The organism is Duganella fentianensis (genome assembly GCF_009857835.1).
GTDB classification, from domain to species: Bacteria; Pseudomonadota; Gammaproteobacteria; order Burkholderiales; family Burkholderiaceae_D; genus Rugamonas; species Rugamonas fentianensis.
Genome location: NZ_WWCL01000001.1, coordinates 1,332,669 through 1,355,021, shown reverse-complemented (window position 1 = coordinate 1,355,021; position 22,353 = coordinate 1,332,669). Strand labels below are relative to the sequence as shown.

General features: G+C 63.2%; 21 protein-coding genes. 10 read left to right on the top strand and 11 right to left on the bottom strand.

What is annotated here, in order from left to right; genetic code table 11:
- Positions 1 to 27: 27 nt before the first annotated feature.
- The 5 genes from GTP23_RS05885 (at position 28) to GTP23_RS05865 (ending at position 4,507) form a co-directional block, all read left to right on the top strand.
- Positions 28 to 1,605: a cytochrome C gene (locus GTP23_RS05885; protein WP_161034249.1), complete on the top strand. Its 1,578-nt coding sequence runs from the start codon at positions 28 to 30 to the stop codon at positions 1,603 to 1,605.
- Positions 1,606 to 1,721: 116 nt separating this feature from the next.
- Positions 1,722 to 2,555: a PhnE/PtxC family ABC transporter permease gene (locus GTP23_RS05880; protein WP_161034248.1), complete on the top strand. Its 834-nt coding sequence runs from the start codon at positions 1,722 to 1,724 to the stop codon at positions 2,553 to 2,555.
- On the top strand, positions 2,552 to 3,343 hold the full coding sequence (gene phnE / locus GTP23_RS05875) for a phosphonate ABC transporter, permease protein PhnE (protein WP_161034247.1): 792 nt from the start codon (positions 2,552 to 2,554) through the stop codon (positions 3,341 to 3,343). The genes GTP23_RS05880 and phnE overlap by 4 nt, the downstream gene beginning before the upstream one ends.
- A 15-nt stretch (positions 3,344 to 3,358) precedes the next feature.
- Positions 3,359 to 4,042 carry an ABC transporter ATP-binding protein gene (locus tag GTP23_RS05870; RefSeq protein ID WP_161034246.1) on the top strand — a complete coding sequence of 228 codons (684 nt, stop codon included), beginning with the start codon at positions 3,359 to 3,361 and terminating at the stop codon, positions 4,040 to 4,042.
- A 177-nt stretch (positions 4,043 to 4,219) separates the two neighbouring features.
- Positions 4,220 to 4,507 carry a hypothetical protein gene (locus tag GTP23_RS05865; protein ID WP_155433603.1) on the top strand — a complete coding sequence of 96 codons (288 nt, stop codon included), beginning with the start codon at positions 4,220 to 4,222 and terminating at the stop codon, positions 4,505 to 4,507.
- Between the two features lie 129 nt (positions 4,508 to 4,636).
- On the opposite strand, the gene GTP23_RS05860 is transcribed toward GTP23_RS05865, so the two are convergent.
- Positions 4,637 to 5,230 carry a YdeI/OmpD-associated family protein gene (locus GTP23_RS05860; protein ID WP_161034245.1) on the bottom strand — a complete coding sequence of 198 codons (594 nt, stop codon included), beginning with the start codon at positions 5,228 to 5,230 and terminating at the stop codon, positions 4,637 to 4,639.
- 91 nt (positions 5,231 to 5,321) lie between these two features.
- Here GTP23_RS05860 and GTP23_RS05855 point away from each other — a divergent pair, with 91 nt between their 5' ends.
- On the top strand, positions 5,322 to 6,113 hold the full coding sequence (locus GTP23_RS05855; RefSeq protein ID WP_161034244.1) for a transporter substrate-binding domain-containing protein: 792 nt from the start codon (positions 5,322 to 5,324) through the stop codon (positions 6,111 to 6,113).
- Positions 6,114 to 6,177: 64 nt separating this feature from the next.
- Complete coding sequence (locus GTP23_RS05850; RefSeq protein WP_161034243.1) at positions 6,178 to 8,499, top strand: FdhF/YdeP family oxidoreductase; 2,322 nt, start codon at positions 6,178 to 6,180, stop codon at positions 8,497 to 8,499.
- Between the two features lie 12 nt (positions 8,500 to 8,511).
- On the opposite strand, the gene fdhD is transcribed toward GTP23_RS05850, so the two are convergent.
- The 9 genes from fdhD to GTP23_RS05805 all read right to left on the bottom strand — a co-directional run bounded on the left by fdhD (position 8,512) and on the right by GTP23_RS05805 (position 18,052).
- Complete coding sequence (fdhD, locus tag GTP23_RS05845) at positions 8,512 to 9,324, bottom strand: formate dehydrogenase accessory sulfurtransferase FdhD (protein WP_161034242.1); 813 nt, start codon at positions 9,322 to 9,324, stop codon at positions 8,512 to 8,514.
- Between the two features lie 87 nt (positions 9,325 to 9,411).
- Complete coding sequence (locus GTP23_RS05840) at positions 9,412 to 10,176, bottom strand: GNAT family N-acetyltransferase (protein WP_161034241.1); 765 nt, start codon at positions 10,174 to 10,176, stop codon at positions 9,412 to 9,414.
- Between the two features lie 239 nt (positions 10,177 to 10,415).
- A complete protein-coding gene (locus GTP23_RS05835; protein WP_161034240.1) occupies positions 10,416 to 11,123 on the bottom strand; it encodes a hypothetical protein in 708 nt (235 codons plus the stop codon).
- Between the two features lie 63 nt (positions 11,124 to 11,186).
- Positions 11,187 to 11,564 carry a response regulator gene (locus tag GTP23_RS05830; RefSeq protein ID WP_161034239.1) on the bottom strand — a complete coding sequence of 126 codons (378 nt, stop codon included), beginning with the start codon at positions 11,562 to 11,564 and terminating at the stop codon, positions 11,187 to 11,189.
- 2 nt (positions 11,565 to 11,566) lie between these two features.
- On the bottom strand, positions 11,567 to 14,197 hold the full coding sequence (locus tag GTP23_RS05825) for a hybrid sensor histidine kinase/response regulator (RefSeq protein ID WP_229255926.1): 2,631 nt from the start codon (positions 14,195 to 14,197) through the stop codon (positions 11,567 to 11,569).
- A 4-nt stretch (positions 14,198 to 14,201) separates the two neighbouring features.
- Entirely contained in the window at positions 14,202 to 14,984 is a 783-nt protein-coding gene (locus GTP23_RS05820) for a substrate-binding periplasmic protein (RefSeq protein WP_161034238.1), read from the bottom strand.
- A 13-nt stretch (positions 14,985 to 14,997) separates the two neighbouring features.
- The gene (locus GTP23_RS05815; RefSeq protein WP_161034237.1) at positions 14,998 to 16,452 is read right to left on the bottom strand and encodes a Ppx/GppA phosphatase family protein; all 1,455 of its coding nucleotides are present in this window, start codon (positions 16,450 to 16,452) and stop codon (positions 14,998 to 15,000) included.
- A gap of 135 nt (positions 16,453 to 16,587) precedes the next feature.
- On the bottom strand, positions 16,588 to 17,754 hold the full coding sequence (locus GTP23_RS05810) for a GGDEF domain-containing protein (RefSeq protein WP_161034236.1): 1,167 nt from the start codon (positions 17,752 to 17,754) through the stop codon (positions 16,588 to 16,590).
- A 22-nt stretch (positions 17,755 to 17,776) separates the two neighbouring features.
- The gene (locus GTP23_RS05805; protein ID WP_161034652.1) at positions 17,777 to 18,052 is read right to left on the bottom strand and encodes a hypothetical protein; all 276 of its coding nucleotides are present in this window, start codon (positions 18,050 to 18,052) and stop codon (positions 17,777 to 17,779) included.
- A 178-nt stretch (positions 18,053 to 18,230) separates the two neighbouring features.
- Here GTP23_RS05805 and GTP23_RS05800 point away from each other — a divergent pair, with 178 nt between their 5' ends.
- Positions 18,231 to 18,980, top strand: coding sequence for a spermine/spermidine synthase domain-containing protein (locus tag GTP23_RS05800; RefSeq protein WP_308494791.1), 750 nt, complete (start codon positions 18,231 to 18,233; stop codon positions 18,978 to 18,980).
- A gap of 39 nt (positions 18,981 to 19,019) precedes the next feature.
- On the opposite strand, the gene GTP23_RS05795 is transcribed toward GTP23_RS05800, so the two are convergent.
- Positions 19,020 to 19,499, bottom strand: a complete 480-nt coding sequence (locus GTP23_RS05795; protein ID WP_229255925.1) for an acyl-CoA thioesterase — start codon at positions 19,497 to 19,499, stop codon at positions 19,020 to 19,022.
- A 117-nt stretch (positions 19,500 to 19,616) separates the two neighbouring features.
- Between GTP23_RS05795 and GTP23_RS05790 the strand changes: the two genes are divergently transcribed.
- Entirely contained in the window at positions 19,617 to 20,930 is a 1,314-nt protein-coding gene (locus GTP23_RS05790; RefSeq protein ID WP_161034235.1) for a M16 family metallopeptidase, read from the top strand.
- Entirely contained in the window at positions 20,931 to 22,343 is a 1,413-nt protein-coding gene (locus GTP23_RS05785; protein WP_161034234.1) for a M16 family metallopeptidase, read from the top strand. It abuts the gene before it with no gap.
- The last annotated feature ends 10 nt before the right edge of the window (positions 22,344 to 22,353 follow it).

Genomic DNA, 22,353 nt, shown 5'->3' with positions numbered 1-22,353 from the left:
CATCAACAAAACCACAAGGGGACCACCATGCGCCAACTTCAGCAACTGCCTCTGGCACCACTGGCCGCCAGCCTGCTCGGCGCCACCCTGCTGGTCGCCTGCGGCGGCGGCTCCGACACGGCCAGCACCAGCACCCGCGTGCTGCAGGGTGCCAGCACGGCCGGCAGCAGTGCCGCACCAGCAGGTGCCACCACGGCGGCTACCGCGCTGGCGACCTCATTGGCTACCTCGCTGGCCATCGACCCCCTGCAGCCGGTCAGCAACGAAGCCGGCAGCGCGCTCACCATCAGCAGCACGGGCAGCATCGATAGCGGCAATCCCTTCTTTCAGGCCATGGGCAATGGCCGCAGCTGCGCCAGCTGCCACCAGCCCGACAACGGCTGGAGCATAGGGCCGGACAAGCTGACCGCCCGTTTCAATGGCAGCGCCGGTCTCGATCCCGTATTCCGCAGTGTCGATGGCGCCGTCTCGCCACTGGCGCCCACCACCACGCTGGAACAGAAACGCCTGGCCTACGCGCTGTTGCTGGGCAAAGGCCTGATACGGGTAGGCCTGCCCCTGCCTGCCGCTGCCGAATTCACTCTCGCCAGCGTGGATGATCCCTACCACTATGCCAGCGCTGCCGAGCTGTCGCTGTTCCGCCGCCCGCTGCCCAGCACCAACCTGAAATTCCTCAGCAGCGTGATGTGGGATAGCCGCGAAACGGCCAGCGCCGGCACGGGCGCCAACTGCCTGCGCAATGTGCGTCCGGCCCTGTGCTTTGCCAGCATGGACAGCAGCCTGCTACATCAGGCCAACGACGCCGTGCGCGGCCACGCCGAAGCAGCGCGCGATCTGAGCGCCGCCCAGCAGCGCGCCATCGTCGATTTCGAGCAGACCCTGTTCACCGCCCAGATCAATTCTGCCAGCGCCGGCAGCCTGACGGCGGCCGGTGCGCTGGGCGGGCCGCTGGCACTGTCGCACACCGCCTACTACTTCGGCATCAACGATCTCGATGCGGGCGACTACCAGACTGGCGTCCCCTTCAGCCGCGACGTGATCACCCTGTTCGGCGCATGGCGCAATCTGGACCGGCCGCAGGCAGCGCCCCAGCGCGGCCGCCCGCCCGTGCCCCCTAGCGCCACCGACGTGGCGCGCGCCGCCATCGCCCGGGGCGAGCAGATCTTCAACAACAAGGGCTTCAACATCAGCGGCGTGGCCGGCTTCAATGACGAACTGCGCCGTCCGCTGGCACGGGGCAGTTGCACCAGCTGCCACGATGCGCCGGGCATAGGTTCGCAATCGGTTGCGCGCATGTTCAACACGGGTGTGGCCGCTGCCGGCCGGCGCACGCCCGACCTGCCGCTGTACACCCTGCGTAACAGTGCCACCGGCGAGACCATCGCCGTGAGCGACCCGGGCGCCGCCATGCTGAGCGGAAAATGGAAGGATATAGCCCGCTTCAAGGTGCCTAGCCTGCGCGGACTGGAATCACGCTCGCCCTATTTCCACGATGGTTCGGCCGCCAGCATCGAACAGCTGGTGAAGTTCTACGACACCCGCTTCAATATCGGCTACACGGCGCAGGAGGCGGCCGATCTGGCCGCCTTCCTCAAAGCGCTGTAGCTGCGCGCGCAGCGGCACGGGGGCGGGCACGGCGCGCCTGCCTCTGCGCCGCGGGGTTCTTTGCTATCATAGCGGCAGACTAACCGAAAGCGCCGATTGCGCCGATAACCCGCCCGATGACCAGCACGCTCACCAGCACCCATCCCGATCCCGCATGGCGCGGCCGCCTCGCCGCCAGCGCCGTGGCGCTGATCCTGCTGTGGCCCATGCTGGTGGTGACGGAGTTCAAACCGTGGCTGCTGCTGGACTGGCAGAGCCTGAGCGCCACCGGCCGTTTTCTGGCCGACTTTCTGGTGCCGGCCCATGGCAGCGAATTCCTGCTGATGCTGGCCGAGCAGACCTGGCAGACCGTGGCCATCGCCACGGCCGGCCTGACGCTGGCCCTGATAGGCGCCATTCCCGCCACCCTCATCATCAACGAACAGCTGTCCATTTCGCGTCTGGGTACGGGCCGCATGCATGGGCTGGCGCGCGCCGTGCGCCAGCTGGTGCGCTGGAAAATGGTGGTGCTGCGCAGCGTACCGGAGCTGGTGTGGGCGCTGATCTTTGTGCGCATCATCGGCCTCGGCCCCACCGCCGGCGTGCTGGCCATCGCCCTTACTTACTGCGGCATGCTGGGCAAGGTGTACGCCGAGATACTCGAATCGTCGGACGCACGCGCCAGCCATGCCCTGCTGGTCAATGGCAGCGGGCGGCTGGCCGCCCTGCTGTACGGCGCGCTGCCGGAAGCGGCGGCCGAACTGATGTCCTACACCGTGTACCGCTGGGAGTGCGCGATCCGCGGCTCGGTGGTGATGGGCTTTGTCGGCGCCGGCGGTCTGGGCCAGCGCATGGACGAATCGATGAAGATGCTGGCCGGCGCTGAAGTCAGTTCCATGCTGCTGGTGTTCGTGGCACTGGTGGCGCTGGCCGACCTGTTCTCCAAAACCTTACGCCGCCGACTAGGATGAAATCCCGCCTGCCCCCGCCACCAGCACGCGACTGGACCGTCATCAGCCTGATGCTGCTGGTGCTGCTGCTAATCGTCGCCAGCTTCACCTCGCTGCCGCTCAAATGGCGCGAGTTCTTTACCCTGGATGCCGTGCACAGCGTGCTGGAACTGCTGGCCGGCTTTGCGCCGCCGGAACTGGCCACGCCCTTCCTGATCAAGACCGGCTGGGCCGCCATCGAAACCATGGCCATGTCGGCACTGGGCACGCTGCTGGCCGTGGCAGCCGCGCTGCTGTTCTCGCTGCCCGCTTCCGGCCGCATGGGACGCACGGCCCGCGCGGCCATGCGCGCCATGCTCAATGTCCTGCGCTCGATACCGGAGCTGGTGTGGGCCGCCATCCTGCTGATCGCTGCCGGTCTGGGGCCGTTCGGCGGCACGCTGGCACTGGCCGCGCACACGGCCGGCGTGCTGGGACGGCTGTTTGCCGATGCACTGGAAAATGCCGCGCCCCTGCCGGAGCAGACCCTGCGCACCAACGGCGCCAGCGCCAGCGCCGCCTTCTTCTATGCCACCCTGCCGCAAACCTTGCCGCAGATGCTGTCCTACACCCTGTACCGCTGGGAGAACAATATCCGTGCCGCCGCCATCCTCGGCGTGGTCGGTGCGGGCGGGCTGGGGCAGATGCTGAAATACCACCTGTCGCTGTTCCAGATGCAGTCCGCCGCCACCGTCATCCTCGCCATGCTGCTGCTGGTGGCCATGGTCGATGGCGTCAGCTTTGCCCTGCGCCGCGCCCTGACCCGATGATAGGCTGAAAACCCTATGCTAGAACTGCGTCACCTGAGTAAGACCTACGGCAATGGCCGCACTGTGCTGAACGATGTGAGCTGGCACTTCAAGGCCGGCGAATTCGTCGCCATCATGGGCGATTCCGGGGTCGGCAAGTCCACCCTGCTGAATCTGATCGCCGGCCTCGATACGCCCGATGCCAGCTGCCCTGCCGATGCCATCATGGTCGATGGCGTGGCGCTGGCCAGCCTCGATGACGATGCCGCCACCCGTTTGCGGCGCCAGCGCATGGGCTTCATTTTTCAGGCCTTCCACGTACTGCCCCACCTGACGCTGGTGCAGAACGTGGCCCTGCCCCTGCTGCTGAACGACCTGCCCACAGCGGCGGCCAGCGACATGCTGGCCGCCGTAGGACTGGGCGGACGCGATCACGACTTCCCGCACCAGCTATCGGGCGGCGAGATGCAGCGCGTAGCCATCGCCCGCGCACTGGTGCACCGGCCGGCACTGGTGCTGGCGGACGAACCTACCGGCAACCTCGATCCGGACACGGCGCACAGCATCCTCGAACTGCTACAGCGCGAGATCAAGGCCACAGGTGCTTGCGCGATTATGGTGACGCACGCCAACTCTGCTGCTGCAAAAAGCGACAAAATCCTTCATTTATCAAAGATTGGCATACAAGAAACAACAAACGTCAAGCTATTTGACCAATAAACAAGCTAATTTATTTGTCAAATCGTGCCTTTCGTCACGCGGCGTAGTATGATTTGCCTAACTTGCATGGTTATCAAGAATGTTGAGTAGCGCTCCGCATTCAGATAAGAGTGTGGGCGCTAGCCCTGCCAGGAAACGTCATCTTTGATTTACGTTTTGAGCAAAGGAGGAGCAATCATGAACGTACGGCAAAAAAAGCTGGAACTGATCGAAGCCATGAATCGTGCTCGGGCGCTGGAACCATCCAGTTTCGTCCCGAACAAGCTGCTTGACACTTTGATCGAAAAGATGAACCTGAAAAACGACGCAGAACTCTGCCGAGTTTTGGAGGTGCAACCTCCGATTATCAGCAAAATTCGTCATCGCAAACTCACCGTGGGCGCGACCATTTTGCTGCGTATGCATGAAAAGTCGGACATCAGCATACGGGAATTGAAAGACCTGTCGACCGCTTCTATGCACTAAACAGCCATGCTGCTAGTGCCATGCCAGGCGCCGGCATGCGGTACCCGGCGCCCTCAGTAGTAACAACGTACAGCCCAAACCCTGCTGAACGACTTTCTCCCTGCCACACCCGCAGCACTCCCCTCCCCGCTATTTTTCGTACTTCCAGTTGCGTGCTTTGCCTTCGGCTATCCAGGCCACTGCCTGTTCGCGCCTGCGCGTGCGGGTGGCTGCCGTCTTGGCTTCTTCCAGCCACTCGATGTAATCGCGCTGCTTGCTGGGACTAAAAGCGGCGAAGTGCTGCTGCGCTGCCGGCAGCTGCGCCAGCGCCGCCTGCAGATCGTCCGGCAGCGTCACCGTGCTGCTGCGCGCAGTGCGGGTGCGCAGCGGCGCTATGCCTGCGTCATTAAGCTGCATGGCCTGCTGCAGATAGGCCTGCAACTGCGCGACGGGCGGCAGGTCTTCCAGCGCCGTGATGCGGCCGAACTGGCCCATCGCATCGCGCTGGGCTGCATCGCCCATCAGCAGCTCGGCCTTCCAGAAATTCAGCGCGCAATGCGCCTTGAAGGCCGCCATGCTGCACAACATGCCTTTGTACATAAAGTGCGGGAAGCTCCACTTCATGGTCTCTTCCACCTCGGGACAGGCCTCGTGCACCACGGCGCGCAGGTGGTTCAGAATGGTCTGGGCAAACGGCGCCGCCTGGGCGATATAGGCGTCTACGCGGGGATCTGGCGTCGGCATAAAAGAGACTGTCGTGTTGGCGGAAGGCATCAATATACCAAAAGTCATGCGCGCAACGGTAGAATGTCAGTACCCCCTCGCGGAGAAGTCTATGCACCGTTCCCGTCTGCCTGCACTGCTGCCGGCACTGATCCTGATGCTGTGGATGCTGACACCGGCCCAAGCCGTCACGCTGCGCCTATGCACCATGGAGAGCGCAGTGCTGCCATACATCACGCCGGAGGGACAGGGCACGGCGGATCTGCTGATCCGCATGGCCGCACAGGAACTCGATATCACCCTGATCTATCATCCCGCACCACTGGCACGCTGCCGCGAACTGGTACGCACGGGCAGCGCCGATGCCTTCCCTGCCGCTCCCTACATCCCCACCCTGGCAGCCGAATTCCGCTACCCGCTGCAGCGGGGCGAAATCGAAACCGGCGACGCCGTGGCGAGCGGGCGCACCATGGTATTCCGCCGCGTCGGCAGCAGCGTGGAATGGGATGGCGTGCGCTTTGCGCACCTGAGCACACCCGTACTGACACCGTTCGGCACCGTCATGCCGCGCGAAAAACTGCAGGCACTGAACGTGCCTATCGATGCCAACGGGCGCACCATGCAGGCCAACTTCCAGAAAATGCTGGCCGGCCGCGCCGATGTCGCCGTGGCACTGGAAACCCATGGTGCACAGCTGCTGTTGCTGCCCCAGTTTGCCGGCAAAATCGAAATGCTGCCCGCGCCCTTCCTCGACGAGAACTACTATCTGGCCATATCGCCCGCCTTCTACGAGGCGCACGCGGCGCTGATCGAAAAGCTGTGGGATACCATAGGCCGTCTGCGCCGCAGCCCGCTCTATCTGGCGCAGCAGCGCAAGGCCATGGAGGACCTGCTCAAGCCCTAATGTAGCGCCGCAAGCCGGGCAATCTGCTCTATACTCCGCACAACGGAAAACATGGAACTCGCCGATGCCCAACAACAAAGCGCCCGGACGCATACAGCCCTACCCGCACGCCGCCGCAGGCTGGGGTGCAGTGAAACAGGTCGCCGTCAATCTGGTGCGCGAAAAGGTCAGCGCCGGCCATACCAGAGCCCTGCTTAGCCAGAACCAGCCCGGCGGTTTCGACTGCCCCGGCTGCGCCTGGCCGGACCGCGCCGCCGGCGCCAGCTTTGCCTTCTGCGAAAACGGCGTCAAGGCCGTGGCAGCGGAAGCCACCAGCAAACGCGTACGCGCCGAGTTTTTCGCGGCCCATAGCGTCAGCGCGCTGCTGCAGCAATCGGACTACGAACTGGAACAGCACGGCCGCCTGACCGCGCCGATGGAATACGATAGCGCCAGCGACCATTACCGGCCCGTCAGCTGGGAGCGCGCCTTCGCCATCATGGCAGAACACCTGCGCGCCCTGCCCGATCCCGATCAGGCCACGTTCTATACTTCGGGCCGCACCGCCAACGAGGCCGCCTTCCTGTTCCAGCTATTCGTGCGCATGTACGGCACCAATAACTTCCCCGACTGCTCCAACCTGTGCCACGAACCCACCAGCCGCGGCCTGCCCGGCACCGTGGGCGTGGGCAAAGGTACGGTGACGCTGGAAGATTTCGAGCATGCCGACGCGCTGTTCATCTTCGGCCAGAATCCGGCCACCAACCACCCGCGCATGCTGGGCGAGCTGCGCGCCTGCGCCCGACGGGGCGCCAGCATCGTCTCCATCAACCCGCTGCGCGAGCGGGGGCTGGAGCGCTTTACCAGCCCCACCCATCCGAGCGAAATGCTGGGCAATGGCAGCACCACGATTAGCTCGCTATTCATCCAGCCGCGCCTGGGCGGCGACTTCGCCCTGATCAAAGGCGTGGCCAAGCGCCTGCTGGAACTCGACGATGCGGCGCTGGCCCGCGGCACCGCCAGCCTGCTCGACCATGCTTTCATCGCCGAACATACCAGCGGTTTTGCCGCCTTCGCCGAGGATCTACGCCAGCAGCCCTGGCCTGGCCTGCTGGAAGAATCGGGCGTGCCGCGCGCACAGATCGACCAGCTGACCGAGATCTACTGCCGCAGCGCCAACGTGATCAGCACCTGGGGCATGGGCCTGACCCAGCACAAGGGGGCTGTCCGCACCATCCAGATGCTGTCCAATCTGATGATGATGCGCGGGAATATCGGCCGCCGTGGCGCCGGCCTGTGCCCCGTGCGCGGCCACTCGAATGTGCAGGGCGACCGCACCATGGGCATAGAAGACAAGCCCACGCCCGCCTTCCTCGACCGCCTGCAGCAGGTGTTCGATTTCGCCCCGCCGCGCCACCATGGCTACGATACGGTGGACAGCATACAGGCCATGCTGGACGGGAAAGTCAAAGTCTTCATCGCGCTGGGCGGCAACTTCGCCATGGCCACGCCCGACACACCGCTGACCTTTGCCGCCCTGCGTGCCTGCGACCTCACCGTGCACATCGCCACCAAACTCAATCGCAGCCATCTGGTGCACGGCAAGGCAGCGCTGCTGCTGCCCACGCTGGGACGCACGGAAATCGACCTGCAGAATGGCGTGCCACAGGGCGTCACGGTAGAAGATTCCATGAGCATGGTGCACCTGTCGTATGGCCAGAACACCCCCGCATCCAGCGAGCTGCTGTCGGAAACCATGATCGTGGCGCAGCTGGCCCATGCCACGCTGGGCAGCAGCAAGGTGGACTGGCTAGGCTACGCGGCCGACTATGGCCGCATCCGCGACGCCATCGCCCGCGTGTTCGACGATTTCCACGACTTCAATGCGCGCGTGGCGCAGCCGGGCGGCTTCCATCTCAAGGTGGCTTCGCGCCAGCGTGTATGGCGCACCGCCAGCGGCAAAGCCCAGTTTCTGGTACACCCGCTTGATCTGGATACGCCCATCCACCGCGCCCGCGCCATTCATGGCGAACGCCTGATGGTGCTGATGACGGCCCGTTCGCACGACCAGTACAACACCACCATCTACGGCCTCGATGACCGCTACCGCGGCGTGTTCGGCCTGCGCCGCGTGCTGTTCATCCACCGCGACGATCTGGCCATGCTGGGCCTGCAGCGCGGCGAATTTGTGGACCTGCAAAGCGTGTGGGACGATGGCGTCGAGCGGCGCGCCCAACGCTTCCTGCTGGTGGAATACGATATTCCGCGCGGCTGTCTGGGCGCCTACTTCCCCGAGACCAATGCCCTGCTGCCTTTGCACAGCACGGCCGATGGTGCCGGCACACCAACGGCCAAATCCATCCCCGTGCTGCTGCAGCGGTCGGCGCTACAGGAATCGGCCGAATAAGCCACCGCACCTTCAGGTGTACTCGACGCAGGCATCCTGCCGGCAGAAGCTCACCAGCTTGACGCCGGCGTGGCTGGCCACATCGATGGCCAGCGTGCTCGGTGCCGAGATGGTGGCCAGCAGAGGAATCTGCATGCGCGCCACTTTGCGTACCAGCTCGTAGCTGGCGCGGCTGGACATGAACACGAAGCCGCGCCGCATATCCACCCCGGCTGCGGCCAGTACGCCTATCAGCTTGTCGAGCGCATTGTGGCGCCCCACATCCTCGCACACTTGCAGCACATTGCCGGCCGCATCGCACCAGCCAGCCGCATGCACCCCGCCCGATACGCGCATCAGCTGCTGATGCTGGCCGAACTGCGCTACTGCATTGACCACGGCAGCGGCCAGCGCCGCATCGTCATGCAGCGGCGCCGTGCTGATCGGTTCGGGATGCAGGTCGATCTGCTCCAGGCTTTCCAGTCCGCACACGCCGCAGCCGCTGCGCCCCGCCATCGAGCGGCGCTGCTGCTTGAGGCCATGGAATGCCTGCTGGGACACGGTGAGGGCAACTTCGAGACTGCCGGAGTGGGACTTGACTTCGATATCGTAGACATCGGCGGCCTGCGTAATCAGGCCTTCGGTGAGGGCAAACCCCAGCGCAAATGCTTCCAGCTGGCGTGGCGTCACCATCATCACGGCATGGGAGATGCCATTAAATACCAGCGCCACCGGCGCTTCTTCGGCCACACTGTCGTCCAGCGCCTGTGGCGGCTGCGCCAGCCTATGGCGCCGTACGGCACGCTGCTGCGCGCCAGCCTGGTCCACCCCTGTTTCAAACTTCATTCCCGCTCCGGTCGATAAGCACTACGGCTTATTCTACACGGCGCGGCAGGGAAAGGCAGTCTGGCGCGGCCCGGGCCAGGCCCGGAATCAGGCCTCGCCGTTCACGCCATAGTGGCGCGCATAGCGGTTATCCAGATTCGCCAGCGGCAGCAGCAGGAACAGGTCGGCGCTTTCGAAATCAGGATCCCATGCCGGTTCGCCGCAGATCCATGCGCCGGAGCGCATATACCCCTTCAGCAGTGCCGGTATCTGCGGCTTCTGCGCTGCTTCCAGCTTTGAGAACGGGAATGGCAGGTGCGGCGTAACGCGGTATTCGGCCGGCGCCATATGGGCCGCTGCCAGCTGCTGATAGACGCCGACGGCATTGTGGCCGCCATCGGCCAGGCTGATGCTGGCGCAGCCTATCAGGTAGTCGCAATTCTCGCGACGCATGTATTCGGCCAGACCGGACCACAGCAGCATGATCACGCTGCCGCCACGGTAATCAGGATGGATGCAGGCGCGGCCAGCTTCCACCATGCGGCCACGCAGATGATTCAGGCGACCCAGATCGAATTCGCCTTCCGAATATACGCGGCCCAGTTTGCGGGCGCGCGCGGCGCTGAGCAGGCGGTAGGTGCCGACCACTTTCAGGCTGGCGCTATCGCGGACGATGAGGTGATCGCAATGCTCGTCGAACTCGTCGCAATCGAGGCCGTCCTCGCGCATCAGCGACGTCAGGCCCAGGGTTTCGATGAACACCTTGTAGCGCAGGCGCTGAACCTCGCGCAGCTCCTCCGGTGTGCTTGCCATACTGAGTACCAGCTTGCCGGACGCTGCTCGGACGTCGGCTTGTATGATCGAAGTTTGCATGCTTCATCCTTTCTGTGGGAGACGAAGCAAGCGTAACGGTGGAATACTTCAGGAACATGACATGGCTATGTCAGTTGCATGACATACATCAAACCGTGGCATATCCGACATAAAAAGTCGCCCGCCGCCAGGTTCAGGCAAGACCTCTAATGAAAAAAAAGGGCAGAAATCTGCAGCGCAGACCTGCCCCGGGCTGAAAAACCACCCTGTCGCCCCAGACTGTAGCCCGGGGCCTCGCATCAGACTTTTTTCGGACGGCCGGTCTTCAGTTGCGGCAGACTGGCCAGCACGTTCTGCAGCGTGGCCAGATCGATCTGGCTGATCAGCGCAACGCCGATGCGCAGCAGTTCGCTCTTTTTGATTTCGAAACCGGCCTTCAGGCAGGCTTTCTTGACGTGACCCAGCACGGCGTACTCCTGCTCGGGCATGGTGAAGCTGTCGCGCACCAGCTTTTCCTTGCGTGCCTTGTCCTTGGACGCATCCAGTATTGGCGCAGTTACCGGCTTGGCGGCTGGCTTGATCGCCGGCTTCTTCACTGCTTTGACTACCGGCGCCTTGCCGGCCGGCTTGGCAGCCTTCACCGCTACTTTGGCAGGTGCTTTGCTGACAGCTTTGGCGGGTGCTTTCGCGGGTGCTTTGACTGCCACTTTCGGTGCTGCCTTGCTGGCCGGCTTGGCCGCAGCCTTGGCCGCTACCGGCTTGGCTGCCACCTTCGCTGCACCTGAAGCCGGTTTAGCAACGGCCTTGGATGCTGGCTTTGCGGCTGGCTTGGCAGCGGGTTTAGCGGCGGGCTTAGCGGCGGGCTTAATGGCCGGCGCCTTGGTTGCGGCCTTGGCGGCTGCTTTCGGCGCAGCCTTGGCAGCCGGCTTTGCAGCCGCACGGGTCACGGTGTTTTTCGCAGCTACCGGCGCCTTGCTGTTGACGGTGCCATTCACGGATTTATTCATACCTGCTCCAGATGATGTTAATACTATAAACAATATATACTATTTATGTCATTATTGCTTGAATTACCGCAAATTTGCCGCCACATAACCGAACAGCACGGGTGGGCTGACCGGCTTGCGCAGGAATTCCACCGCCCCCACGCTGCGCCCCTTGGCTTCATCTTCGGGCTGGCTTTTCGCCGTGAGGAAGATCACGGGTATGCCACTGCTGGCCGGATCGGCTTTCAGCCGGCGGCAGGTTTCGTAACCATCCATCCCGGGCATCATGATGTCGAGCAGGATCAGATCGACCTGCGAGCTGGCCACGATCTGCAGCGCCGTCGCGCCGCTGGTCGCCACCTTGGTGTTGTACTGATCCTTGAGCAGACCGGCCAGCAGCGTAATATTGTCCGGCGTATCGTCGACGATCAATACCGTTTTCCGCTGCTGGACTGTGCTCATGATCACTCCCCGTCTAGCACTGCCAGCAGCTTCGCGGCGGCCTCAAATTGATAATGTTCCATGTAATCGGCCAGCCGGCTCATTTGCACTGGCGTCAGCAGGGTCGCCAGCGCGGGCCGCACCCGCTCGAAATAGTCGCCGCTGTCGCCACTGAATTCGGCCAGCAGTTTGCGCAGGCCGGCCACAGCCTGACGCGCATCGCCCGCTACGGCCAGCTTGTCGTCGCGCGGCGGCAGCGGCGGTATCACCTTGATCGACATGCCCAGCCAGCGTGACAGCACGCCATACAGACGCTGCGGATCGATAGGCTTGGTGATGTAGTCCTGCATGCCTTCCTCGATGCAGCGCGCCTGCATGCCTGCCAGCGCACGCGAAGTCACGGCGATCAGGGGCAGGTCGTCAAAGCGCTTATCCTGCCGCAGCAATCGGGTGGCTTCGTGGCCATCCATCACCGGCATGGCCAGATCCATCAGCACCAGATCATAACCTTGCGGCCCCACCTGTTTCAGCCGGTCCAGCGCTTCCTGTCCGTTACAGACCGTATCCACTTGCAGGCCTTGCAGCTCCAGCAGCTCGCGCGTGACATACTGGTTGACGGGGCTATCCTCGGCCAGCAGCACCCGCGCGGTGCGCCGCTCGCTGGTCTCCAGCGGCAGATCGGCCACGGCGCCCTGATGCAGCACGGCCTGCACCGAAAGTGCCGCCGCATCGGAGCGGGCCAGCTGCAGGTCGAAATAGAAGGTCGAACCAAAGCCGGGGCGGCTCTCGACTTCGATATTCCCGCCCATCAGGCGCACCAGCTGCTGCGAAATCGACAGGCCCAGCCCCGTGCCGCCGTAATTGCGCGTGGTCGAGCCGTTGGCCTGGCTGAACGCGCGGAACAGCCGCCCTTTCTGCTGGGCCGTCATGCCTATGCCGGTATCGCGCACGGAGAAGCGCAGCCGCACCATGCCATCCGGCGCCTTGCCCGGCGCCAGCTGGCAGCGCAGTTCCAGCTCGCCCTGCTCGGTAAATTTGACGGCGTTATTGGCCAGATTGATCAGCACCTGCCCCAGCCGCAGCGGATCGCCCACCAGATAGCGCGGCACATCGTCGGCCGTCGTCACCAGATAGCGCAGATGCTTGTCGCTGGCGCGCTGGGTGGTCACGCTGGAGACATTGCTCAGCACATCGTCGAGCAGGAAGGGAATCTGCTCCACTTCCAGCCGCCCCGCCTCGATCTTGGAGAAGTCCAGTATGTCGTTGATGATGCCCAGCAGCGACAGTGCGGCGCGGTGGATCTTGGTGATGTAGTCGTGCTGCTTGGGCGTCATTTCCGTGCGCAGCGCCAGATAGGCCATACCGATCACCGCGCTCATGGGGGTGCGGATTTCGTGGCTCATGTTGGCGAGGAATTCGGACTTGGCGATATTCGCCGCTTCCGCCATCACGTTCGCATTGAGCAGCTTCTGTTCGCGCTCGCGCCGGTCGCTGATGTCGCGGATGAAGGCGCAGAACTCGTAGCTGTGCTGGCCATCCGAGCGCACTTTGGTAATCGCCAGTTCGATCGGGAACTCGTCGCCATTGCGGCGCAGGGCTACCACTTCGATGCGCGCATCCAGCACCCGCGTCACGCTATTGCCGGCAGCCAGACGCTGCATGCCGCGCCGGTGCTCGTAACGGAAGCGCTGCGGAATGATGGTCTGGTCCAGCGACATGCCCATGACTTCTTCGCGGCTCCAGCCGAAGGTGCGCTCGGCCTGGGTATTCCAGCCGACGATATTCCCGCTCAGGTCCATGCGCACCACGGCATCGAGCGCCGTATCGACGATGGTCTGCAGCTTGGTCTGACTATCGCCCAGGCGCTGCATGGATTCGGTCAGTTCACGGGTGCGGGTGGCGATGCGCTCTTCCAGTACACTATTCAGATCGCGCAGCTCGCGCTCGGCGTCACGCACGCGGGTCAGCGCATCACGGAAACGCAGCACGGCACCGGACAGGCGCCCCACCTGATCTTCCCGGTCTATGCCCGAGAGCTTGATGTCGGTCTCGCCGCGCGTCAGCTTTTCGAGGCTGGTCTGGATATCGGCAAAAGGCCGCGCGGCGCGCCGTCCCACCAGAAAAATCGATACTACGATGGCCAGTGCCAGCAGCAGGTTGGCCGCCACCGTGTTGAAAATCTGCCGGCGCAGATCGCGGTCTATCTGCTGGCGCGAAAATGCCAGATCGATAGAGCCCACCGCATAGCTGCGGCGCGCATCGCTGAAACTGATATCCCGGTGCACCTTGATGGCCGCCACCGGCACATCGGTGGGCGAAACATAGCTGGCCACTTCCGTGCCGTTCGGTGCCAGCACGCGCAGCACCAGCACTTCCGGCGTCGCGCCCGACGCATCGACCACACTGTTGATGGCCGCACTATTGATGTCGAACAGCGGTCGCGCCAATGCCTGCGACAGCACTGCAGCGAGGCGCTCGGCCCGTTCCTGCAGGTTCTGCTCGGCCTCGGCGCTGAGCGAGCGCATGATATAGGTGGTGTAGACCGCCGTGGACAGTGCCACCGCGAGAAAAATCCCGACGCCCAGACGCAGCAGAATATTGCGCCGCCAGAGGCGCTGCACGCGCGCCAGCAAGCTGTCGCCGGGGACGTTCAAGGGATCAATGACGGGCTCCTTCTGCCGCCTCCAGCTTGCGGTAAGCGGGGCTGTTGCGCACTTCTTCCACCGTGCGCCAGATGCGCTCGGCCAGTTGCGGGTCGGCTGCGACCAGCCCGTGCGAGAGTATCAGAAAATACGGTTTTTCGATAATCGGGATGGGCAGCTGCTCCAGCTGCCCTGCCAGCGGGCCATGCATCAGGCTATACGCATCGCTGCCGCCCACCGCTGCTGCCGCCACCCGCCCGGCAATCAGCTTGCGCGCCAGTTCGTCGGCACGCTGGCTGCCTTCATCCACTTCCACGTTCAGTCCGCGCAGCACATCGCCTACCGAATAGCCGAGCTGGAAGCCCACCGTGCCATCGAGGTTGCGGAAGCTCTTGCCATCCCATTCCACTTTACTGCCTTTACGGCGCAACACCATATAGCTGTCGATATGCATACGCTTGCTGGCATCGACCACCTGCCCGCCCGGATACTCGCCCAGTTCGCGCCGGTCCGGCTTGTAGCTGACGGCGAAAGCGCCATCGACGGCATTCGCCTTGAGCTGGGCCAGACAGCGCTTCCACGGTATGCTCTGGTATTCGAAACGCAGATTGAGCCGCTGTTCGACCATATTCAGCAGCGCGAAATTCAGTCCGGCGCCCGATTCGGTGCGCCATGGCAGCACATTGGTCTGTTCGAAGCACAGGCGCAAAGGCTCGCGCCGCTCCGCCGCCGTAGCGGGAGCCAGCAGCAATGCCATCAGCAATCCCATGGCAACGCTAGGCAGGCCTGTGCTATTCATCTCCGTCTCCGCTTCAAGTAGAACTGCGCAAGCTGAAGTCTACTCCAACTTCGTCCCACTGCTCCTGTTCCTTCTCCAGCCAGTACGACAGCGTGGGATGCTCGCTGATCCAGTTACGGCGCAGCTCCAGTTCGATGCGGCTCTTGACGCGCAACCTGATCTGGCTGAAATCGACATCCATACGCGAGTGCATGAACAGCACGGCCAGCCGCAAGGCCACCACTGCCTTGACGAAATCCGGCTCGTTGAGCGCTTCGGCCACCTTGCGCAGATTGCCCTTGTGCGCCGCGATCAGGCGCGCCATGGTTTTCTGCTCGCGCGCCGTGAAGCCGGGCAGGTCGGCGTTTTCTATCATGTAGGCGGCATGCTTGTGGTAACCCGTATGCGACACCACCATGCCCATTTCGTGCAGCAGCGCGCTCCAGTACAGGTGGCGCGTGTACTGGTCGCTGGCCGGCTTGGTCTGGGCGTACAGGGCCAGCGCATCATCGGCCACGCGGTTGGCGCGCCGCTCGTCGCAGTGGAAACGCTGCACGCAATCGAGCACCGACTGTTCGCGCCGGTCACGCTTGGTCGAGCGCAGATGCAGATCCCACATCACGCCCATGCGCAGGCCTGCTTCGATAGGCTGCACCACGGGGATTTCCAGTTCGCGCACCAGCCCGATCAGAATCGCCAGTCCGCCGATGATGGTGCCGGCACGGTCAGGCCGCAGGCCCGGCATATCGATCTTGCTGACATGGCCGAATTCGATAAAGCGTTGTTTCAGCGCACTCAGGGTGCTGCCGTTGACTTCCTTGCCTATGCCGTTCTTGATAATGATATCGGCGATGGTGCGTGCCGTGCCGGACGAACCATAGCACTGCTTCCAGTATTGCGGATGGTAAGGCGGCGCCGCATCTTCGAAATGGCTGCGCGCCGACAGGATGGCAGCCTCGAACGACGCCGCATCGACCCGCCCGCCGATGAAGAAGGACAGGCTCTGTTTCACCGTGCCGACGCTGAACGACTCGACTTTTTCGATCTCCTGGCCGCGGCCCAGTATCAGCTCGGTCGAACCGCCGCCGATATCGATCACCAGCCGGCGCTCGCCCGGTGTGGCCAGCGCATTTGCCACGCCCATATAGATCAGGCGCCCCTCTTCCTCGCCCGAGATAATTTCAATCGGATAGCCTATGGCCTGTTCGGCCTGCGGCAGGAAGGCGGCGCTATTGCGCGCCACCCGCATGGCCGAAGTGGCCACCACCCGCACGGCATCGAGCTTGTAGGCCGCCAGCACGCTACGAAAATTTTTCAGACAGTTGAGGGCAGTCTGCATGGCGGCCGGCGTCAGGTTGCCCTGCTCGTCCAGACCGGCGGCCAGCCGGATAGGCTCGCGCACGCTTTTCAGTACCCGTATGGCTTCGCCATCATGCTTGCCGATGTGAAGACGGAAGCTATTCGAACCCAGATCTACAGCTGCATACATATTTGGAAGTCTCTCCCGGAACTGGGTATCAGTTTCATGCCTGATTAGGCTGAAATCAAACTAAACGATTTACATGATTATAGATCACGATAAGCGCTGTTTGTGACGGCTTAATGACAGCCTGACAATAGTGTTTCAGACTTCCGGTGTGCTGTCGGCCGCAACCACGCGGTTGCGCCCTTCCCGCTTGGCTTGCTGCAGCGCTTCGTCGGCACGTTTGAACAGGCTCACGGCCGCATCATCGGGCCGGATGGTAGTCACGCCCAGGCTGGCCGTCATATTGATCACAGCCTTGCCGGCCTTGACGGGCAGCGCGGCGATGGCCAGACGGATACGCTCGGCCACCATGCAGGCATCTTCCTGCCCCGTGCGCGGCAGCTGGATGGCAAATTCCGCTCCGCCCATACGGCCCATCAGATCGCTGTCGCGCAGCTGCTTCTGGCACACTTCCACCAGCGTCTTGAGCACCAGATCACCGACCGGATGGCCATAGTGTTCATTGATGCGTTTGAAATCGTCGAACTTCAGCAGGATTAGCGCAGTAGGCTGGCCGGGACGGCGCGCCAGCGCTATCCATGGCGCCAGCGCCAGATAAAAGCCGCGCCGGTTCGGCACGTCCGTCAGCGGATCGGCCACTTCCAGCCGTGCCAGTTCGCTTTCCTGCTGTTCGCGGCTGAGCAGCAGATAGCCGAACACATTGCCGAAGGTGAGCAGATACAGCGCCACGATGCCGGCCGCCTGCACCAGCGCAGGACTGAGCCATTCGGCGCCATCTGGCAGCAGCACCGCCAGCACGCCGCGCAGCACCACTACCAGCGTCAGGCTCAGGGTGGACAGCACCAGATAGCGGCGCAGCAGCGTGCCACGGCGCCAGCCGCGTCCCAGTGCGCCGGCACTGGCCAGCGCGAAGAAGCCGGCCACCAGCGCAGCGATGCCGATGCGGTCGCCGGCTGGCATGTCGAGCAGCCAGGCCCCCGTGAACAGGCCAATGGAAACGCCCAGCGCCGGCAGCAGATAGCGCCGCCACACGCGCCGTCCGGCCAGCTCCCACCACGCCGAAGCGTCGAAGGCAAAGCCGCTGAATAGCACTGCATAGGCAAACGGAATAGTGAGGAAATCGGGCAGCGCCCCGCGCAGATACAGCAAGCCCCATGCAACGGCCTGCAACTGGCGGGCGATGCGCCAGCTACGCAGGCCGGCCGAGGGGGCGCTACGGACCTCCTGCTGCTGGTAGAAGAACAGCGCCGCACACAGGCTGAAATTGCCCAGCGCTAGCGCCAGCACCAGAGTCTTGATATCCATGAACTACTGGTCGATACCCTGATCAGACTTCGTGTTCCACGTTCTGGGTGCCGTCACCCACTTTGCTGGCCCAGGCCTGGCCGAAGAAGGCTTTTTCATCTTCCGTCGGCGAGTCGTGCCAGAACACGATCAGCGTGCCCTTGTGGTCATGCAGCTGGCTGACCTTTTCGATAAAGGCCTGTTTGCCGGCCATGTCGGCCAGCGCGACCACATAGCCGTAGACACGGGTCAGGCGTTCCAGACGATCCGGTTCGGTAAAGCTATTGGTGGCGGTCAGCGTAGGGTGATCGAGAAACATCGTCATACTCTCCAGTAGTGCCGCCCAGAGGGCTGGCTTAATCTAACGTCAATGTACATACAATTTTTCCATCTGTAAATGCAATGTCGTCTACACTAGCCGTCAAGCGACACTCTTTGTGCCGCGACGACCGTCTCTGCACGGCAGATTTTTCGTCCGATTCCGACGCCTGGCCATCTTGAGTTTAGCTCCTGACCCGCCACTGGTGCGCACCAGTGGCAATACCCGCACGCTGGAATTCTCGCCCGGCATGATACAGAGCGAGATGCGGCTCTCCGATCCGGACCAGCTGGTGCTGGCCTATCCGCGCGCCATGATGTGCTTTGTGCTGTTCCAGCCACAGCCCACCCACATCCTGATGGTGGGGCTGGGCGGCGGCTCGCTGGTCAAGTTCTGCCACCGCTATCTGCCGCACAGCCGCATCACGGTGCTGGAACTGCGCGCCGATGTGATCGCCCTGCGCGAGCAGTTTGCCATTCCGCCCGACGATGCGCGCCTGCGCATCATCCACGCCGACGCCAGCGATTATCTGAAACACTGCGAGGAGAGCGCCGACGTACTGCTGATCGACGGCTTCGATGAACTGGGCCTGCCGCCCGCGCTGGGCAGCAGCAGCTTCTACCGCCATTGCCGCCGCGTGCTGCGGCCCGGCGGCGTGCTGGTGGCGAATATCTTCAGCTACGATCCGGCCTATACCGATATGCGCATGCGCCTGTATGCCGCCTTCGACGGCCAGTTATGCCGCTTCCACGGCATCGCCGGCAACAACCATCTGCTGTTCGCCGTCGCGGGCAAGCAGGCCACGCCGGCACTGGGCATGCTGCGCCGCGTGCAGCGCAGCGCCCTGTTTGCCTTCAGCACGCTCAATCGCCTGCTGGCGCACTGGGTGGTACGCCGGCTCGAACAGGGCCGCCCCGTGCGGCTCTAGGCGACGGCGCCAGCAGCCTGCCAGCGCCGCCAGGCCGGGCTATTTTTTACGGGCGCCGTGCACCATCTGGCGCGCCTGCTTGCGCAGCAGGGCCTGATCCCAGCGGGCTTTCTGCACCTCGGTTTCCGGCACCAGCACCGGCACTTCCACCGGCTTGCGCTGCTCGTCCACGGCCACCATGGTGAAGTAGCAGCTGTTAGCATGGCGCACCAGCCGCTGCTGGATATTCTCCGTCACGACACGGATACCCACTTCCATCGAAGTGCGGCCCGTGTAGTTGATCGAGGCGAGGAAAGTCACCAGCTCGCCCACATGGATGGGCTGCAAAAACATCACCTGATCCACCGACAGCGTCACCACATAACTGCCCGAATAGCGGCTGGCGCAGGCATAGGCCACGCTATCGAGGAATTTGAGGATGGTACCGCCGTGGACATTGCCGGAAAAATTGGCCATATCGGGTGTCATCAGCACCGTCATGGTGAGTTCATGGGCACTCCAGCTCATCGGTTTTTCCATTCCCAGCTCCATAGTTGTTTGCGCCATGCTAACGGCTAAACGCCGGCTCGGCAATTAGTTATCAAATACTTCAAGTTTTGGCGTATGCTTTGCGCTTCACGCTTTCAGGAGTCCCGTATGAAATGGAAAGTTCTGGCCGCCAGCATCATGCTGGGCCTATCCTCCGCCGCCCACGCGCTGAGTGCCGGCGAAGTGCATACCTTCACGCTGGCCAACGGCATGAAGTTCATCGTGCTGGAATCGCACACCATCCCCAATGCGAATATGTACACCTTCTGGAAGGTGGGCTCGCGCAACGAGGCGCCCGGCATCACGGGGCTGTCGCACTTCTTCGAACACATGATGTTCAACGGTTCGAAAAACTTCGGCCCCAAGGCCTTCGACCGCACCATGGAAGCCAAGGGCGGCTCCAACAACGCCTACACCAGCAATGACCTGACGGTATATCAGGACTGGTTCCCCGCCAGTTCGCTGGAAACCATCTTCACGCTGGAAAGCGACCGCATCGCCCACCTGAATATCGATCCGAAAATGGTCGCCAGCGAACGCGGCGTGGTGCTGTCCGAACGCAGCACGGGGCTGGAGAACTCCAATATGCGCATGCTGCAGGAAGAGATCAACGGCGTGGCCTTCCGCGCCCATCCCTATTCGTGGTCGGTGATCGGCAACGAATCGGACATCAAGGCATGGACGCAGGAAGATCTGCAGCGCTATTTCACTACCTACTACGCGCCGAATAATGCGGTGGCCGTGATCGTCGGCGACGTCAAGGCTGACGCCGTGAAGAAGCTGGCAACGCGCTATTTCGGCGCCATCCCGGCACGCGCCCTGCCGCCAGCCGTGCGCACGGTAGAGCCGGAGCAGAAAGGCGAACGCCGCGTGTTCGTCGCCAAGGAATCAGCTACCTCGGCCAATCTGGTGCTGGCCTATAAAATCCCGCAGGCCAATCACGCCGACTACTACGCACTGGAAGTGCTGCAAAGCCTGCTGGGCGAAGGCAAGACCTCGCGCCTCTACCGTGCGCTGGTCGAGCAGCAGCTGGCCACGCAGGTAGGCGCCAGCAGCATGGAAGGCTTCGATCCCGGCCTGCTGTATGTCTCCGCCGTCGCCGCTGCCAATGTCACCCCGGCCCAGCTGGAACAGGCCACGCTGGCCGCCGTCAATGAGCTGGTACAGAACGGCGTTACGGCCGAGGAGCTGCAGAAGGTGAAGAACCAGAAGCTGCTCAACTACTACCGCGCGCTGGAAACCATCAACGGCAAGGCCCAGCAGCTGGGTAATTACGAAGTGCTGTTCGGCGACTATAAAAAACTGTTCGATGTACCGGCCGCCTACCAGAACCTGACGCCGGCCGACATCCAGACGGTGGCCGCACGCTATCTGAAAAAATCACAACGTACGGTCGGTGTACTGGCCGCCCGGGAGGACTAAATGCATCACACGCTCAAGCATACCCTGCGCCCCGCCGTCGCTGCCGTGGCGGGCGCCATCGCGCTCGCCACCAGCAGCGCCCATGGCGCCGAATTCCGCCTGCCCCAGTTCGAAACCGTCAAGCTGCCCAGCGGCCTGACGCTCTACCTGATGGAGCGCCATGAAGTGCCGCTGATTTCCGTGCGCGCCGTGATCAAGGCCGGCGCCGTGCAGGATGGCGCACAGGCCGGCCTGTCCAATCTGACGGGCGACGCCCTGCTGCTGGGCAGCCGCAGCCACAGCAAGGCCGAAATCGATCAGGCTTTCGACTTCCGCGGCGCCCGTCTGGCCGGCGCTGCCGGCACGGAATCGAGCACAGTGCAGGCCAACTTCGCCAAACAGGACAGCGCCACCCTGCTGCCCCTGTTCGCCGAAATCATCCAGCAGCCCGGTTTTGACGCGGCCGAACTGGCCAAGCTGCGCACGCGCAAAGTGAATGGCCTGAAGCAGGCCAAGGAATCGCCACGCAATGTGGTCAACCAGTACTACCGCGCCATGCTGTTTGGCGCCACGCCGTATGGCCAGCCGGCCGGCGGCACCGTGCAAAGTGTCTCGGCGCTGAACCAGAACGACGTGCAGCAGTACTACCAGCGCTACTACCGGCCCGACAATGCGGCCATTATCGTGGTGGGCGACTTCGATACGGCGGCCATGCGCGCCCAGCTGGCCAGCCAGTTCGGCAGCTGGCAGGCCAGCGGCCCGGCCCTGACTACGCCCGACTATGGCAAGGTGCAGGCCGAGCGCGCGCGCGTCTGGCTGGTCAACAAGCCCGATGCCATCGAAACCACCTTCATGATAGGCGGCGTAGGCATCGCCCGTAACGATCCCGACTACGTGCCGCTGCAAGTGCTCAACACCATCGTCGGTGGCCGCTTCACGTCCTGGCTCAACGACGAGCTGCGCGTCAACTCCGGCCTGACCTATGGCGCGCGCAGCGAGTTTGCCACGCTGTCGCAGACCGGCACGTTTGCCATGTCCAGCTTCACGGCGCTGCCGAAAACTGCCGCCGCGCTGGAGCTGGCGCACCAGACTTACCAGCGCCTGTGGACCAGGGGGATCGATGCAGCCACGCTGGAATCGGCCAAAGCCTATGTCAAAGGCCAGTTCCCGCCGCGCTATGAAACCGGCGAACAGCTGGCCGGCCTGCTGGGCGATATGTATGCCGCAGATGTGGGACGGGAACAGATCGACAACTTCATGCGCGATGTCGACAGCCTGACGCCACAGCGCGCCAAGCAGCTGGTGGATGCCCACTTCCCGCGCCTGAAGCTGCAGACCCTGCTGATCGGTAAAGCGGATGCCATCCGCGCCACAGCGGCCAGCTATGGCGATGTGACGGAGCTGCAGATCAGTGCCGACGGCTTCCAGCCCTGAGCGCGGCTGA

Coding starts and splice junctions, on each gene's coding strand:
- phnE (WP_161034247.1), top strand. CDS start 2,552: ATGAAATCCCGCCTGCCCCCGCCACCAGCACGCGACTGGACCGTCATC.
- GTP23_RS05880 (WP_161034248.1), top strand. CDS start 1,722: ATGACCAGCACGCTCACCAGCACCCATCCCGATCCCGCATGGCGCGGC.
- GTP23_RS05865 (WP_155433603.1), top strand. CDS start 4,220: ATGAACGTACGGCAAAAAAAGCTGGAACTGATCGAAGCCATGAATCGT.
- GTP23_RS05860 (WP_161034245.1), bottom strand. CDS start 5,230: ATGCCGACGCCAGATCCCCGCGTAGACGCCTATATCGCCCAGGCGGCG.
- GTP23_RS05885 (WP_161034249.1), top strand. CDS start 28: ATGCGCCAACTTCAGCAACTGCCTCTGGCACCACTGGCCGCCAGCCTG.
- GTP23_RS05810 (WP_161034236.1), bottom strand. CDS start 17,754: ATGGATATCAAGACTCTGGTGCTGGCGCTAGCGCTGGGCAATTTCAGC.
- GTP23_RS05855 (WP_161034244.1), top strand. CDS start 5,322: ATGCACCGTTCCCGTCTGCCTGCACTGCTGCCGGCACTGATCCTGATG.
- GTP23_RS05795 (WP_229255925.1), bottom strand. CDS start 19,499: ATGGAAAAACCGATGAGCTGGAGTGCCCATGAACTCACCATGACGGTG.
- GTP23_RS05790 (WP_161034235.1), top strand. CDS start 19,617: ATGAAATGGAAAGTTCTGGCCGCCAGCATCATGCTGGGCCTATCCTCC.
- GTP23_RS05830 (WP_161034239.1), bottom strand. CDS start 11,564: ATGAGCACAGTCCAGCAGCGGAAAACGGTATTGATCGTCGACGATACG.
- fdhD (WP_161034242.1), bottom strand. CDS start 9,324: ATGAAGTTTGAAACAGGGGTGGACCAGGCTGGCGCGCAGCAGCGTGCC.
- GTP23_RS05815 (WP_161034237.1), bottom strand. CDS start 16,452: ATGTATGCAGCTGTAGATCTGGGTTCGAATAGCTTCCGTCTTCACATC.
- GTP23_RS05785 (WP_161034234.1), top strand. CDS start 20,931: ATGCATCACACGCTCAAGCATACCCTGCGCCCCGCCGTCGCTGCCGTG.
- GTP23_RS05870 (WP_161034246.1), top strand. CDS start 3,359: ATGCTAGAACTGCGTCACCTGAGTAAGACCTACGGCAATGGCCGCACT.
- GTP23_RS05805 (WP_161034652.1), bottom strand. CDS start 18,052: ATGTTTCTCGATCACCCTACGCTGACCGCCACCAATAGCTTTACCGAA.
- GTP23_RS05850 (WP_161034243.1), top strand. CDS start 6,178: ATGCCCAACAACAAAGCGCCCGGACGCATACAGCCCTACCCGCACGCC.
- GTP23_RS05820 (WP_161034238.1), bottom strand. CDS start 14,984: ATGAATAGCACAGGCCTGCCTAGCGTTGCCATGGGATTGCTGATGGCA.
- GTP23_RS05835 (WP_161034240.1), bottom strand. CDS start 11,123: ATGAATAAATCCGTGAATGGCACCGTCAACAGCAAGGCGCCGGTAGCT.
- GTP23_RS05840 (WP_161034241.1), bottom strand. CDS start 10,176: ATGCAAACTTCGATCATACAAGCCGACGTCCGAGCAGCGTCCGGCAAG.